Below are 14,660 nucleotides of genomic sequence, written 5' to 3'. Positions count from 1 at the left end.
CCGCACCACTCCCCGGTGGTCTCGTCACGTGGTGAGTTCCAGCTGTCCCATCATTCCCAGCGCGGAGTGGTCCAGCATGTGGCAGTGGTACACGAACGTGCCCGCGTGCTCGGTGAACCGCACCTTGATCCGGACGTTGCCGCCAGGCGGGATGACCACCGTGTCCTTAAGCCCGGTCTCGTGGCCGCCGACGGGTTTGCCGTTGCGGTCGATGATGTGGAACTGTTCCAGGTGCAGATGCATGTTGTGCGGGATGCCGAGTTCGGTGTCGGTGTTGCGGATCGTCCACATCTCGGTGGTGCCGAGCTTGCCGCGCTGGTCGATCCGGTTGGGGTCGTACAGCTTCCGGTCGAGCGTGCTCTTGATGTCGGCGGGGTTGGGCGTCAGTTCCACGTGCATCTCGATGTCGCGCTCGACCGTGGCCTCGCCGAGGTCGGCGCGCGGCCGCAGAGTGGCGGGGACCCGGCTGGTGTCCGGTGCGGTGCGCAGGACGTCGAACCGCATCACCGGCTTCACGTCCTCGACCTCGCCGATGTCGTTGGTGAGCGTCAGTTGGGTGCCGATGGGGAACTGGGAGAAGTCGATGACCGCCTCGACGCGTTCACCGGGGGTGATGTCGAAGCTGGTGACCGTGACCGGTGCGGGCAGCAGGCCGCCGTCCGAGCCGATCAGGTGCATCGGGACGCCTTTGCCGTCGCCGAGCCGCAGGGTGTAGCTGCGGTCGTTGGCGCAGTTGAGGAAACGGAACCGGTACTTGCGCGCGGCCACCTCGAAGTACGGCTGCGGGCTGCCGTTGACCAGCAGCGTCGTCCGGCCCGCGAACCCGGCGAGCATCCAGACGAGCTGACCGGCCGCGTCGAACTGCGAGTCGCGCAACAGCAGCGGAACGTCGAACTCGCCCTCCGGCAGGCCGAGGGCCTTCTCCTGCTCGTCCTCCAGGATGTACATGCCTGCCAGGCCGCGGTAGACGTGTTCGGCCTCGGTGTGGTGGGCGTGGTCGTGGTACCAGAGGGTCGCGCCGAGTTGGGTGTTGGGATACAGGTAGTCGCGCTGTCCGCCCGGCTCGATCACGTCCATCGGGTGCCCGTCGTCCTTCCTGGGCAGATGGGCGCCGTGCAGGTGCACCGCCGTGGGCTGCTTGGTCTGGTTCTGCTGGGTGATGGCGACCTTCCTGCCGCGCTGGGCGCGGATGGTGGCGGCCGGGAACTCCCCGTTGTAGGTGAGCACCTTGGTCTGCAGGCCGGGGAAGATCTCGGCCTGGGTCTCGGCCATCTTGACCCGGTAGAAGTCGGTCGTGCCGTCGGTGCGCTCCGGGCGTGCCACCGGTGGGATGTGCAGCGGCGTCGAGAACGGCGGCAGGGACGGGATGGCCGCCGCTCTGGACCCCACACCGCATTCGCTGGTGAGCGCGAGGGCGGCGCCGCCCGCACCGAGCAGTTTCACGAATTCCCGCCGTTTGAGCATGGTCTTCCCCTAACTCGTCTTCAGTCGGCAGGCCGGTCGGGGCGTCGTGGCCATGGCATGCCGAACAGGGCGATGAACAGTACGGAGATCACGAACGCGGCCCTGGCGGCGTCGACGGCCTCGGCGACGACCGTCGCCGACGGCTGTTCACCCAGGCTGATCCACGCCACCACGGGAGTCGCGACGGTCGTGACAACGGTTGCCAGGCCTGCGAAAGCGAGGTGAACCGGCAGGGACGGAACCTGCTTGCCGATCCGCACCAGGGTCTTGCGCAGAACGTACGCGCTCGCGGCCAGCAGCACGAACAGGATGTGCGCCGTGAGGAACGTGATTCCGGCCAGATATGGCGCCCGTTCGAGGCTGATCGGCGGCGCGTAGTGCGTACCGCCCGCTCCGTGGTGCGTGTGCCCGCTGGCACGGCCGTCGAACACGACGGTGCGTTGCTGTGACAGCACCCACGCGACGGCGACGGCCTGGACGAGCGAGAACGACGCCAACCAGTTGACCGAAAGGACGATGGTGCGCCTCGCGATCCGTGGGGTCCTCCCGGCGATAGTGGTCACGGCGCCTCCTCGTGCAACTCGTAGCCGTCGAGGCAGGTTTGGGCGAGTCGTTCGTACGCGTCGGTGTCGCCTTCGCGGACGATCGCGCTCAGGTACACGTGTGGCGCGCCGTGGTAAAAGCGCTCGTAGTGCTCGTGCCGCCCGGCGAACTCGCTACCCAGCGCGTCCCAGGCGAGTTTGAACAGCTTGACGCGTTCCTCGGTGGGACAGCCGGGTGAGCGGATGTACTTGCGCAGCAGCGGCACGGTTTCCGGATTCAGCAGGTCCTGGAAGGACGCGGGCAGCTGGATCAAACCGCCGCCCGCGAGCAGCTTGATCTCGTTGAGCACCTGGGGGTACAGCTCCGGCCCGACGGCCAGCTGAGCGCAGCTGATCTCCTTGTTCGGCTGCACCGGCCCGCCCGGCCCGTCCACCGTTTCGCACGCGGCCTCCAGCGCCAGCACCATCGAGCGCATCGTGTTGAGCCAGCCCATCAGTTTGCCGATCTGGGCCTGGACGGGTGGCAGCTTGGCCGTGTTGTTGGCCTTGGCGATCAGCAACGCGATCCCGGTGAGGAACTCGAACTTCGTCCACAGCCGGGTCGCCCCGTGGTGCACGAAGTTGACGAACGCGGGCGTCTTCCACCACTGCGAGTTGCAGACGTCCACGTCCCGGTAGACCAGGACGTTCTCCCACGGGACGAAGACGTTGTCGTAGACGACCAAGGCGTCGTTCTCGTCGAAACGCGAGGCGAGCGGGTAGTCGAACACGCTCCTGGCCTTGTCCTCATAGGACGCCCGGGAGACGAACTTCACGCCGGGTGAGGACACGGGGACCGAGAACGACAACGCGTAGTCGGCGTCGGCCGGAGCCAGCCGCTGGGTGGTGCCCACCAGGATCTCGTCGCCGAACACCGCGCCGGTGCCGACCATCTTCGCGCCCCGCACCACGATCCCGTCGTCGCGTTCCCGCACCACACGCAGGTAGAGATCGTCCTCTTCCTGTTGGGACGGCGTTTTCGTCCGGTCGATCTGGGGGTTGACCAGGGTGTGGGCCTCGAACAGGTCGTTGCGGGCCATCCGGGCGTGGAAGTCGAGGACGTTCGGCGCGCCGTCGAACGTCGCGCCGGTGAAGACGTGCGGCGCGGCGGCGAACCCGGAGATCGCGGTCGCCATGTAGTCCGGTGACCGGCCGAGGAAACCGAAGCTCGCCTCGGCCCACGCCTTGAACGCCACCCGTTTGGCCACAAGGTCCATGCGGGTCATGGGAACCTGGTAGGCGCGCAGCACCCGGCCGCCGTCGGGGGCGCGCACGGTCAGCACGTCACGCAGGTCAGGCTCGTGCGTGCGGTCGTAGAGCCCGGCGATCGAGCGGATCGTGTTGTGGAAGGCCGGGTGGACGGTGATGTCTTTGACGCGTTCGCCGTCGTACCAGACTTCGCGACCGTCGCGAAGAGACTCGATGTACTCGGATCCGGTGCGTGTCATGGCATCCTCCACGCCAGTGCTCGTCAAGGGGCTCGTCAGGGGCTCGTCGGGGGTCAGGCCGGGTTGGTCGCGGACGGCAGCAACGCGCTGGGCGGCGCGGCACGGCCGCCGGTGTGTCCACGCAGGGGAGCACGCGCCTTGAGCAGCATTTCCTCGTACTCGTCGACGGGGTCGGAGTCGAGCACGATCGCCCCGCCCGCGCCGACGGTCAGCTCTCCGCCGGTGATCACCGCCGTGCGGATGACGATGTTGAGGTCCGCGGTGCCGTCGAGACCGAACCAGCCGAGCGTGCCCGAGTAGATCCCCCTCGGGCCGTTCTCCAGTCGGTCGATGATCTCCACGGTGCGCTGTTTGGGCGCCCCGGTCATCGAGCCACCGGGGAAACAGGCCCGGACGCAGTCGATGGCGGTGATGCCCGGTCGCAGCCGTCCCTCCACTGTGGATACGAGCTGGTGCACTGTCGCGTAGCTCTCCACCACCATGAACCGGGGGACGCTGATCGTGCCCACCTCGCACACCCGGCCGAGGTCGTTGCGGAGCAGGTCGACGATCATCAGGTTCTCGGCACGGGCCTTGGCGCTGCGGGCCAGTTCCTCGCGCAGGCGCTCGTCCTGTGCCGGATCGGGGTGGCGCGGTGCCGTCCCCTTGATCGGCTTGCTCTGCACGACGTGGTCCTTGTCCACCCTGAGGAACCGTTCCGGGGACGAGCACAGCACGTAGGCGTCACCGAGCCGCAGGTACGCCGCGTAGGGCGCGGGGTTGGCACGGCGCTGGCGCAGGTAGCGCTCCAGCGGGTCCCCGGCGAACGGCATGGTCGCGGTCGTGGTGTGGCAGATCTCGTAGCTCTCACCGGCGTGCAGTTCGTGCTGGCAGTCGGTGACGTCGGCGAGATAACCAGGCCGGGGGCGCCGCAGCCACGGCTCGGGGTCGATGTCGGCGGTGGTGTGCGCGGCCGGACCACCGGACCCGTTGCCGCTGAGAGCGAGCCGTGTCTCCGTCTCGTCCAGCCACGCCGTGGCTTGCGCGACGTTGCCGTCCCGCGCGAGGGCGAGCAGATAGGTACGCCCTTCGGCGTGGTCGACGGCGACCATCCTCGTCGCGGACACCCACACCGCGTCGGGTGTGGCGGCGGCATGCCGGTTCGGGAAACCGAGTTCGGCCTTGAGCTCGTACCCGAAGTAGCCGACATAACCGCAGTTCAGCCCGAACGGCAGGGCTGGCGTGGGTGTGCCGCGCTCCCGCAACCGGGCGTCCAGCACGTCGAAGACCGACTCCCGGACCTGCCGGGCAGGCCCGAGAGCCGGGAGCACGGTGAGCACGGAACGTTCGACGTCGTAGGAAAGCACCTCACCGTCGGGCCCCAACGGCGCGCCGAGGAAGGAAAACCGGGACAGGCCGGCCTCCACCTGACTGCTGTCCAACCAGAACGCGTGACGGGAGTGGCTGAACAGCTCGCGGAACGTGGCCTCGGCGTCGGCTTCCCGGTCCACCACGCGGTGCAGGACCCGCCACGGACCGGGCTGCTCGCAGTCCGGTGCGCGAGGGGGCCGAGGCGTTGCCGTCGCCTGGGGGACGCGGCCGAAAGGGCTGCCGTTGCGGGCCGCTGTCTTCTCGGCGAGGCGGCGGAAGTTGTCCAGCAGCGTCGCGCCGTGGTCGGTCGCCACGGACTCGGGGTGGAACTGAACACCCCACAACGGGCGGGACAGATGCCGCAAGCCCATCACCACGCCGTCCTCCGCCCACGCCGTCGCCTCCAGTTCGGCGGGAAGCTGCTGGGACCGGACGCACAGCGAGTGGTACCGCACCGCGGTGAACTCCTGGGGCACCCCGGCGAACAGCTGACGGCCGTTGTGGGTCACCCTGGTCAGGTGTCCGTGCCGGGGGCGGGGCGCGACGGCCACCTCAGCACCGCACATCCACGCGATCGCCTGGTGGCCCAGGCACACGCCCAGCACCGGCAGGCTGGTCCGGCGCAGGATGTCCAGACAGGCGCCGAGGTCCCGGCGCCTGCGGGGGTGCCCGGGGCCGGGGGAGATCACGAGTGCGTCGAACTCGTCGAGGTCCATCCGCGGCCAGCTCGGGTCGTCGTTGGCCAGCACTGTGGGCTCCGTGCGGTACACGCTCGCCATCAGCTGGAAGAGGTTGTACGTGTAGGAGTCGTGGTTGTCGATAAGCAAAGTACGCATACAACCCGCCGATTCCCGTTGCTGTGAGTGGTTCAGGACGCCTTCGGATGCCGAATTCAGTGTCGAGTCATCGGGTCGAGTCACTGGAAGGCAAGCATGGTCAGCGTAGCGTCTGGTGACGGCGGTTTCCGGCTCGATCGCGCCGGTAAGAGGAAGGTGATAGTGGCGCGTAGGAGGATTCGAGACCGGCATGAGAGCCGCCGCCGATAGCGTCGTCGTCACAGGTAGGACGCATATGGGAGGCGCAGGTGACCGTTGTCCACCGACCGTCGGTCGACCTGGAGCAGGTTGGCCCATCGAATTTCACGGTAGCCGACGACGATCTGGAATCGCTGCTGCTGATCCGCAATTTCGAGCTGGCACTGCTCGAATTGTTCGGTGCCGGAAAACTCAACGGTACCACGCACACCTGCCTGGGGCAGGAATACATCCCGGTCGCTTTGGCGCCGTTGCTTCGCGACGACTTCGTTTTCAGCAACCACCGCGGCCACGGTCACTACCTCGCCCGGTTCGACGACCCGGCCGGGCTGCTGGCCGAGATCATGGGACGCCAGGGCGCGGTGTGCGCGGGGGTCGGTGGCAGCCAGCACATCTACCGGGACGGTTACCTGTCCACCGGCGTGCAGGGCCAGAGCATGCCCGCCGCGACCGGTGTGGCGCTGCACTTCCAGCGGTCCCGGCAGAACCGCGCCTCCGTCGCGTTCATCGGCGACGGCACCTGGGGAGAGGGCGCGGTGTACGAGGCGCTGAACATGGCGAGCCTCTGGCACCTGCCACTGCTGGTTGTCGTGGAGCACAACGGAATCGCCCAGTCCACGCCCACCGGTATGCAGATGGCGGGCACGATCGCGGGCCGGGCACACGCGTTCGGCGTCACCCACCTCGAGGTGGACAGCACCGACATCGGCGCGATCCGGCACCGGCTCAAGCCCGTCGTGGACGAGGTGCGCACGGCCTGCCGACCCGCGGTGGTCGAGTTCGACACCGTGCGGGTGGGGCCGCACAGCAAGGGCGACGACACCCGGTGCGAGGAGGAACTGCGCTGGGTCCGTGCCCGCGACTGGTACACCGAGTACGCCGCCCGGTTCGGGGAGCGGTTCGCGACCGTCGACGCCCGGCAGCGGGCACGAGTCTCCCGTGTTGTGGAGGAAGTCGAAGCCAGGCCGCCGTCGGACTGGGCGGATCGGCCTGCGGAGGCGGTCCGATGACGTCCGTCGAGTCGCTCGTCGCCGACGTCCTCGGGATCGCGGCGGAGGACGTCACCGAGCAGACCGGTGCCGCGACCACCAGCGCGTGGACCAGTCTGCGACACGTCCAACTGCTCGCCCTGGTGGAGAAGACCTACGGCACCCGGCTCAGCCCACGGGAAGCGCGCTCCTGCCGGTCGGTCGGTGAGCTCCGGCAGGCTTTGGCAGCCAAGGGGGTGACCTCGTGACCGCACCGAGGGTGGCGGAGACCCTCAACCACGGACTGCACTCCCTGTTCAGCCGGGACGAGCAGCTGTACCTGCTCGGTGAGGACCTGCTCGACCCGTACGGCGGTGCGTTCAAGGTCACCAAAGGACTGTCGACCGAGTACCCCGACCGCGTACTGGCCACCCCGCTGAGCGAAGGCGGGCTGATCGGCGTCGCGGGTGGACTCGCCCTGTGCGGCAACAAGGTCATCGCCGAGATCATGTTCGGTGACTTCGCCGCGCTGGGGTTCGACCAGGTGCTGAACTTCGCGTCGAAGTCCGTCTCGATGTACGGCCGTCGCGTGCCCATGCCGCTGGTCGTGCGTTGCCCGGTCGGCGGCAACCGCGGATACGGGCCGACACACAGCCAAAGCCTGCAAAAGCACTTCGTCGGGATCCCGAACCTCGTGCTGTACGAGCTGTCGCCGTTCCACAACCCGGAGGAGCTGCTGGATCACGCGCTCAACCGGGGCGTGCCCGGCGTGCTGTTCGAGGACAAGGTCCTGTACACCCGCAGAGCCTTCCGGGACGGCAGCGTCGACGACACCTTCGGGTACGAGCTGGTCGGCGACGCACCGGGGTGGGCGCACGTCACCGGTCCCACCACCGGCGACGTGGTGATCATCGCTCCCGGCGGCGTGGCCCACCGGGCGCTGGAGGCCGCGGCGAGCCTGGGCAAGGACCACTCGATCGCCGCCGAGGTCCTGGTTCCCGGCCAGCTGTACCCCCTCGACCTCGATCCGGTGCTGCCCGTACTTCGTGCCGCTGGCCGGATCGCCGTCGTGGAGGAGGGCACGGCCGGGGGAACGTGGGGCGCCGAGGTCGCCACCCAGATCTACGACCGGATGTGGTCCGACCTCACGCAACCGGTGCTGCGGCTGAGCTCCGCCGACTCGATCATCCCGACCGCGACGCACCTCGAACAGTCGGTCCTGCTCGACGCCGCGACCATCCGCGCGGCCATCGCCGACGTGACCACGGTGGACCCCGGACCGCCGGGGGCACCTCCTGTCGACCCACCGGCCGACGGGACACCGATCACCACGCCGAAGCTGAACAACAACGACACCACCTACATGCTCGTCGAATGGATGCGGGCCGAAGGTGACTGGGTCGAGGCGCAGGATCCCGTCGTGGCACTGGAGACCTCGAAGGCCATCGAGGAGGTCCTTGCCCCCGAAGCCGGTTACCTCCACCAGGTCGTGCCGGTCGGGGAGGAACGGGAAGTCGGCGCGGTGCTCGGCCATCTCCTGCCTTCCCCGGCGCAGCCGCAAGAAGCACCGAAACCCGCCCCACGGGACAATGTGCGGCCTGAGCAGCGGCGGTTGGACAAGGCACAACGTGGGACAGCGGCTGTGGTCACCCGTAGCCATCGGGAGATCCCGGCGGCCTACACCGTGGTCAAGGCCGAGGTCGGCGAGGCGTTGCGGCGACTGGAAGAGCTCAGTGACCAGACCGGCGCGACCGTGGACCTGGTCGACCTGCTCGTGAAGGCGATCGCGTCGGCGCACCCGGACTTCCCGCTGATGTTCGGCTCGCTGTCGGACGATGAGACAGTCGCGCTCGCCTCGGTGCCGAACGTCGGCGTGACCCTGGACACCGGCCAAGCGTTGTACGTTCCTGTTGTCGAGGCGGCGGGTGACCGTTCGGTGAGCGACATCGCCGACGTGCTGATGGACTTCCGGATGAAGGCGTTCCGCGGCGAATTTGCGGCCCGTGAGCTGGCCGGTGGGAACATCACCCTGTCGATCAACACCGACCCGGACGTCCTGCTCGTCGTGCCCATTGTGTTGTCGCCGCAGGTGTGCATGGTCTCGTTGGCTGGGGTGTACCCGGAATGCCGACTCGATGACGGTGGCGCGGTGGTGCAGCGGCGGTGCGTCAACATCGGGCTTTCCTACGACCACCGGGTGATCAACGGCCGGGACGCCGTGCAGTTCCTCACGCAGGTGAAGACGTTCCTGGAAGACGAGGAAGCGCTGTCCCGTCTTCTGTCCGACTAGGAGGAAATGTGGACTTCGGTATCGTCTCGTTCGGATCTGTGCTCGGCGACCCGGCTCCCGTGAAGGACGTGGTGTCCGAGTACACCGACGACACGGAACGCGTTCTCGACTACGGCTATCGGACCATTCACCGGAGCGCGCCCGAGGTGGGGCTGACCGACCTGGCGCACGACGCCGCGACCGAGGCCCTGCGTGAAGCCGGAATGGCCGCAGGGGACGTGGATCTGTTGGTACTGGCCACCACGGACATCGCGGAGTACATGTACTGGGACGCGGCCGCCCACCTGCAGCACCGGCTCGGCGCCGACAAGGCCGAGGCTGTGCTCGTTTCGCAGGGGTGCATCGGCAGCATCACCAGCTTCGACCTGCTGGCGGGCCGGTTCGCGACGCACCCGGAGTACCGCACCGCGTTGCTGATCGGCGCCAACCGGACCTGCGAGGCCTACTGGAACAGGATGGACACCCATTCGCTGCTGTTCTCCGACGGCGCCGCCGCGGCCGTGGCCACCCGGGGACACGACCGGTACCGGTGGCTGGCGACCGAGGTGATCACAGACGGCCGGTACGCGGACTTCTTCCGGATGGACCGCGGTGGCGCGGCGAACCCGTTCAACGCCTCACCACCCGCCTTGGGCGAGGACGAGGCACCGCGTGTCCGGGACGCGTGGGACATGATGGAGTTCTTCGACTACGACCCGGACCGGTTCTCGCAGTTCATCGACCTGATGAACGAGCGCGTGCACACCGTCGTGCAGCAGGCTTGCAAGCGCGTCGGCGTCGAGAAGACGGACCTGGCGAAGCTGATCCTGTTCAACGACAACCTCCGGACGTTCACCGCCGTCGCCGAGAAGTTCGGGATGACCACAGCACAGACGAACGTCGAGTTCTCCATGGAGAACGGGCACTTCGGCGCTGCCGACCACCTGCTCAACCTGCGGAGCCACGCCGGTGACCTGAACCCGGGGGACAAGGTCGCGCTGGCCGGGATGGGCCGTGGCATGCACTGGGCGTGCACTCTTGTAGAAGTCTGAAAAAGGGGGCTCGTCCGGCAAGGACGAGCCCCGTCTCTTCTCTGGTCAGGAACTGTGTGACGACACCGGCTCGCCGCACCACTTCGACAACGCCCGCCGGAGGCTTCCGTCAGCGGTGTCACCGGCCCACGCGACGTACCCATCTGGACGAACCAGCACCAGCCGGGGCCACTCGCGATCGAGCTCCGCCTCCGCGATCCGCACCCGGTCCGCCCAGCCCGGCTGGGCCACAGGAGCGTCGCCGCCACGCCACACCAAAGCGAACCGGTAGTCGCGGAACAGCTCGTGGATCCGGCCTCGGCCGTCGGCCAACGGCCGGTCCGGCACTCGCATACCCACCCACTTGCTGTCGTCGCCGGACGGGTAGCGCAACGTGAGCCCGGACAGGTGCTTGAGGTTGGCTGTCTGCACCGACTTGAACCGCATCATCTTGACGACGAGCTTGCGGATGAGCCGTGCGCCGATCGAGTTCGACGTCTCGAACCGGAATGACAGATCGGTCTTGCGCAGCGTCTCGGCGGCGATCGGGTAGCGCTCCTGCTCGTAGGAGTCCAACAGCCCCGGTGACGCCCGGCCGGTCAGCTCGGCGAGCAGCTTCCAGCCAAGGTTCATCGCGTCCTGGATGCCGGTTTGCAGGCCCTGGCCACCGGACGGGATGTGCGTGTGCGCGGCGTCTCCGGCGAGCAGCACGCGGCCCGAGCGGTAGGACTGGGCGTGCCGCTGCGAACTGCGGAACCTGGACATCCACACCGGGTCGTACGGCTGGATGTCGATGTCCAGTATCCCCTGGCAACTCTCGTTCAGGTCGTCCAGGGTCAGCGGCAGGTCGGCGGGCAGCATCATCTTCTCGTGGTCGAAGACGATGATCCGGTACGTCTCGTCGTCCCGGAACGGGAACACCGCGACCATGCCCCGCTTGGTGATCCTGGCGTACTCCTGCGGCGTGGGCGGGTTGCGCAGTTTCGCATCCGCCATGATCGTGGACTGTTCGTAGTTGCGTCCGTCGAACTCGATGCCCGCGGCGGCGCGGACGGTGCTGTTGACACCGTCGCACCCGACGACGAAGTCCGCCCGTTGCGCGGAATCGCCGATGTCGCTGTGCACGTCGACGTCGACACCGTTCTCGTCCTGACGCAGCGCGGTCACCTCGGCGCCGCGCACCACGGTGGCGCCTGCGTCGAGCGCGATCTTCTCCAGCACGGTTTCGGTTTCGTACTGGGGAATGGTCAGGCTGAACGGGAACGGCGTGTCCAACAGGGAGTAGTCCAGGTACGCGTTGTTGTCGCCGAGCGGCGGATTCGGGCAGAGGCGGCCGCGTTCCAGGAAGTGCCCGGCCCGGCCGCGCATGTCGAGCAGTTCCAGCGTCCGGGGTTCCAGGGTGAACGCCCTGGACAGGATCGCCCGTCGCGTGCGTTTCTCCAGCACCGTGCACCGGATACCCGCGCCGGCGAGCTCGGCGGCCAGCGCGAGGCCGGTGGGACCGGCTCCGACGATCACAACACGTGACTCCATGTCCTTCAGGTCCTCTCCTTCGCGCGCAGCGAGCGCCTCAGGCGCGGGATGGTCGCGGCTTGTGTGGTGCCGTGGCCGAGGTCCGGCAGCGCCTCAGCCAGTTCGGCGATGGTGGGGTGCTGGAAGAGCAGGTGCAGCGGAATGGTGGCGTTCAGGTGGGTCTGGAGTTTGTTGGTGATGCGGGTGGCGAGCAGCGAGTGCCCGCCGAGGGTGAAGAAGTTGTCCCGGATGCCGATCTCGTCCTTCTCCAGGACCTCCTGCCAGACACCTGCGATGAGTCGTTCGGCGTCGGTACGGGGTTCTTCGTATTGCGTCGGCGCGGCTGTGGGTTCCGGCAGCGCCTTGCGGTCGATCTTGCGGTTGGGGGTGAGCGGCAGCGCGTCGAGGAAGACCCACACGGTCGGCACCATGTGCGTGGGAAGTGTGGTGCGGAGGTGGCTTTGAAGAGGCGCGGGGTCCTCGTCGACGTCCGGCGCCACGACATAGGCCACCAGGATGTCGTTTTTCAGTGCTATGGCGGCATCCGTGACGGCCGGGTGTTCTTGGAGGGTGGTTTCGATTTCGGCGGGTTCGATGCGGTGGCCGTGGTGTTTGATCTGGTGGTCGGTCCGGCCGAAGTAGTCGAGCTGGCCGTCCGAGCGCCAGCGAACCACGTCACCAGTCCGGTACAGGCGCTGCCCTGGCCTGTGGGGGTCGGGGAGGTAGCGTTCCGCGGTGAGGGCTGGTCGTTGGTGGTAGCCGCGGGTGATGCTGGCTCCGCCGAGGTACAGCTCGCCGATGCTGCCGACGGGTACTGGGTGAAGGTTGTCGTCCAGGACGTAGGCCTGGGTGTTGTGCAGGGGTTTGCCTATGGGGGTTCGTTGGTCGGTGGAAGTCGTGAGTGCGTGGGTGGAGTAGGTGGTGTCCTCTGAGGGACCGTAGAGGTTGTTGACCGCTTTGATGTGTGGCTGGTCGTAGAGGGCGCGTACGAGTGCCGGGCTGAGTGCTTCCCCTGCCAGGTTGATGGTGGCGGCGGTGCGCGGCAGTGCTTCCGAGGTCAGCAGTTCCTGAGCGACCGAGGGCACGGTGTTGATCAACGTGATGTCACCGGGGTCGGTGACGATCAGATCCAGGGCGTTGTTTTCGGTGAGGGTGATGCTGCCGCCGATGGCCAGTGGGGCGAAGATCTCGTAGACCGACAGGTCGAAGCAGACGGAGGTCGACGCGAGGACGTTGGTGAGTTGGGCCTTGGTGAATGTGGTGGTTGCCCAGGTGATCATGGCAGCCGTGTGGCGGTGTTCGATCATGACGCCTTTGGGCAGTCCGGTCGATCCGGATGTGTAGATCACGTAGGCCAGGTTGTTGCTGATCGCTGTTGTGGTGAGCCTGGTTGCGGTTGCTGAAGCTTCGTCGATTCGGACTGTGCGCCATGGGCCGTCGTGGTCGTCGTTGGTGACAAGTGTGTTGGCGTTGGCGTCGTTGAGGATGTAGGTGATGCGGTCCTTGGGGTACGCCGGGTCTATGGGGACGTAGGCTGCGCCGGTTTTGAGCACGGCGAGCAAAGCGGTGATGAGATCGAGGGTGCGGGGGAGGCAGATGCCGACGAGGTCTTCTGGTCCGGTGTGGAGGTGGTGGGCGAGTTGGTTGGCGCGTTGGTCGAGCTCCCGGTAGGTCAGTTCTCCATCGGCGGCACGGACGGCGATCGCGTCCGGGGTCCGGTCGGCCTGCTCCTCGAACCATTCGTGCAACAACCGACTCGAGACCTGGGTTTGTTTACCCGGCGTCAAATCGGAAAGCAGTTCGACCTCACCGGACGGCATCACGGGCACGTCATGAATGCGCTGGTCAGGCGCGCTCGTCAGGGCGGACAGGAGCGTGCGGAACCGATCCGCGAAGCGTTGGGCTGTGTCAGCGGTGAACAGATCCGTGTTGTGGACCAGTTCGCCGCCGAGGCCGTCCGCGGTGGGTTCGAGCCGGAGAGTAAGGTCGAACTGGCTGGTGCGCTGATCAGGCCACAGTGGACTGGACACCACGCCGTCGATGTCCAGTGTCCCGAGCGGGTTGTCCTGGTGGACGAGCATGGCCTGGAACAGCGGGCTGCGGCTGAGGTCCCGGTCCGGCTGCAGTTGCTCGACGACCTTCTCGAACGGCGCGTCCTGGTGGGCGTACCCTGCCAGACAGGTTCGCCGCACTCGGTGCAGCAACTCGGCAAAGGTGGGATCGCCGCTCAGGTCCGTGCGGAGGACCAGTGTGTTGACGAAGAAGCCAATGAGGTTCGCCACGTCGGGGTGTTGCCGTCCGGTGACCGGGGAGCCGACCGCGATGTCGTCCTGGCCGGACATTCGGGCGAGCAGCACCTGGTACGCGGCAAGCAGCACCATGAACACCGTGACGCCCTCGGCTCGCGCGATGTCCTCGACACGCCCGGCCAGATCAGCACCGATGCGGACCGGACAGGCGGCACCGTTGAAAGTCTGGCGCGGTGGCCGTGGGAAGTCGGTGGGCAGTTCCAGCGGGACGGCACCGGCCAGCTGCGTTGTCCAGTAGGCGATCTGTGGATCCAACGAGCCATCGGCGAAACGGTCGCGTTGCCAGGCGGCGAAGTCGGCGTAGCCGATCTGCAACGGCGGCAGGGCGGCAGTTGTGCCGAGATAGTGTGTGCTGATCTCCCGCAGGAGGATGTCGAGTGACCAGCCGTCGGAGATGGCGTGGTGCATGCTGACGATCAGGGCGTGGTGATCGTCGCCGAGCCGGACCAGAAGAGCACGGAAGAGCGGGCCTTCGGCCAGGTCGAACGGAAGCTCTGCCTGCTGGTTCAGCAGGTCGCTCAACCGGCGGTCCTGCTCGGGTTCGTCGGTCAGGTCGATGTGGCTGAGCGCGAACTCGGCGTCGCTGTGGATGGTCTGGTGGTGTTGGTGGAGTGTGGTGCGGAGTGTTTCGTGGCGTTGGATGGTGGTGGTGATGGCGTTGTGGAGGGCTGTGGTGTTGAGGGGGCCGTGGAGG

Annotated in this window: 10 protein-coding genes; 4 read left to right on the top strand and 6 right to left on the bottom strand. The window is 67.4% G+C overall.

Translation table 11 applies throughout. The annotated features are described in order from the left end of the window. Window positions 1-24 precede the first annotated feature (24 nt). From ALI144C_RS09570 to pabB, 4 genes are read right to left on the bottom strand one after another with little or no spacing between them, the layout of a single operon-like run. Window positions 25-1,464 (bottom strand): multicopper oxidase family protein, encoded by a 1,440-nt coding sequence (locus ALI144C_RS09570; RefSeq protein WP_076986684.1) that lies wholly within the window; start codon window positions 1,462-1,464, stop codon window positions 25-27. Between the two features lie 20 nt (window positions 1,465-1,484). Beyond that, complete coding sequence (locus ALI144C_RS09565) at window positions 1,485-2,027, bottom strand: hypothetical protein (protein ID WP_076986683.1); 543 nt, start codon at window positions 2,025-2,027, stop codon at window positions 1,485-1,487. After that, a complete protein-coding gene (locus ALI144C_RS09560; RefSeq protein WP_076986682.1) occupies window positions 2,024-3,493 on the bottom strand; it encodes a 4-hydroxyphenylacetate 3-hydroxylase family protein in 1,470 nt (489 codons plus the stop codon). The genes ALI144C_RS09565 and ALI144C_RS09560 overlap by 4 nt, the downstream gene beginning before the upstream one ends. Window positions 3,494-3,546: 53 nt before the next feature. Beyond that, window positions 3,547-5,679, bottom strand: a complete 2,133-nt coding sequence (gene pabB / locus ALI144C_RS09555) for an aminodeoxychorismate synthase component I (protein ID WP_076986681.1) — start codon at window positions 5,677-5,679, stop codon at window positions 3,547-3,549. Window positions 5,680-5,927: 248 nt separating this feature from the next. Between pabB and ALI144C_RS09550 the strand changes: the two genes are divergently transcribed. The 4 genes from ALI144C_RS09550 to ALI144C_RS09535 are packed head-to-tail and all read left to right on the top strand — an operon-like array spanning window position 5,928 to window position 10,166. Further along, the gene (locus tag ALI144C_RS09550; RefSeq protein WP_202818902.1) at window positions 5,928-6,887 is read left to right on the top strand and encodes a thiamine pyrophosphate-dependent dehydrogenase E1 component subunit alpha; all 960 of its coding nucleotides are present in this window, start codon (window positions 5,928-5,930) and stop codon (window positions 6,885-6,887) included. Further along, complete coding sequence (locus ALI144C_RS09545) at window positions 6,884-7,114, top strand: acyl carrier protein (RefSeq protein ID WP_076986680.1); 231 nt, start codon at window positions 6,884-6,886, stop codon at window positions 7,112-7,114. Before ALI144C_RS09550 ends, ALI144C_RS09545 begins: the two co-directional genes overlap by 4 nt. Then, window positions 7,111-9,135 carry a 2-oxo acid dehydrogenase subunit E2 gene (locus ALI144C_RS09540; RefSeq protein ID WP_076986679.1) on the top strand — a complete coding sequence of 675 codons (2,025 nt, stop codon included), beginning with the start codon at window positions 7,111-7,113 and terminating at the stop codon, window positions 9,133-9,135. Before ALI144C_RS09545 ends, ALI144C_RS09540 begins: the two co-directional genes overlap by 4 nt. Before the next feature lie 8 nt (window positions 9,136-9,143). Beyond that, a complete protein-coding gene (locus tag ALI144C_RS09535) occupies window positions 9,144-10,166 on the top strand; it encodes a 3-oxoacyl-ACP synthase III family protein (protein WP_076986678.1) in 1,023 nt (340 codons plus the stop codon). A gap of 45 nt (window positions 10,167-10,211) precedes the next feature. On the opposite strand, the gene ALI144C_RS09530 is transcribed toward ALI144C_RS09535, so the two are convergent. Next, the gene (locus ALI144C_RS09530) at window positions 10,212-11,678 is read right to left on the bottom strand and encodes an FAD-dependent monooxygenase (protein WP_076986677.1); all 1,467 of its coding nucleotides are present in this window, start codon (window positions 11,676-11,678) and stop codon (window positions 10,212-10,214) included. Between the two features lie 5 nt (window positions 11,679-11,683). Continuing rightward, window positions 11,684-14,660 (bottom strand): non-ribosomal peptide synthetase (locus ALI144C_RS09525; RefSeq protein WP_143230538.1); only part of this gene is annotated, 2,977 nt, incomplete at its 5' end.

The organism is Actinosynnema sp. ALI-1.44, from assembly GCF_001984155.1.
Lineage (GTDB): Bacteria > Actinomycetota > Actinomycetes > Mycobacteriales > Pseudonocardiaceae > Kibdelosporangium.
This window is presented reverse-complemented; position numbering and strand designations above follow the sequence as displayed.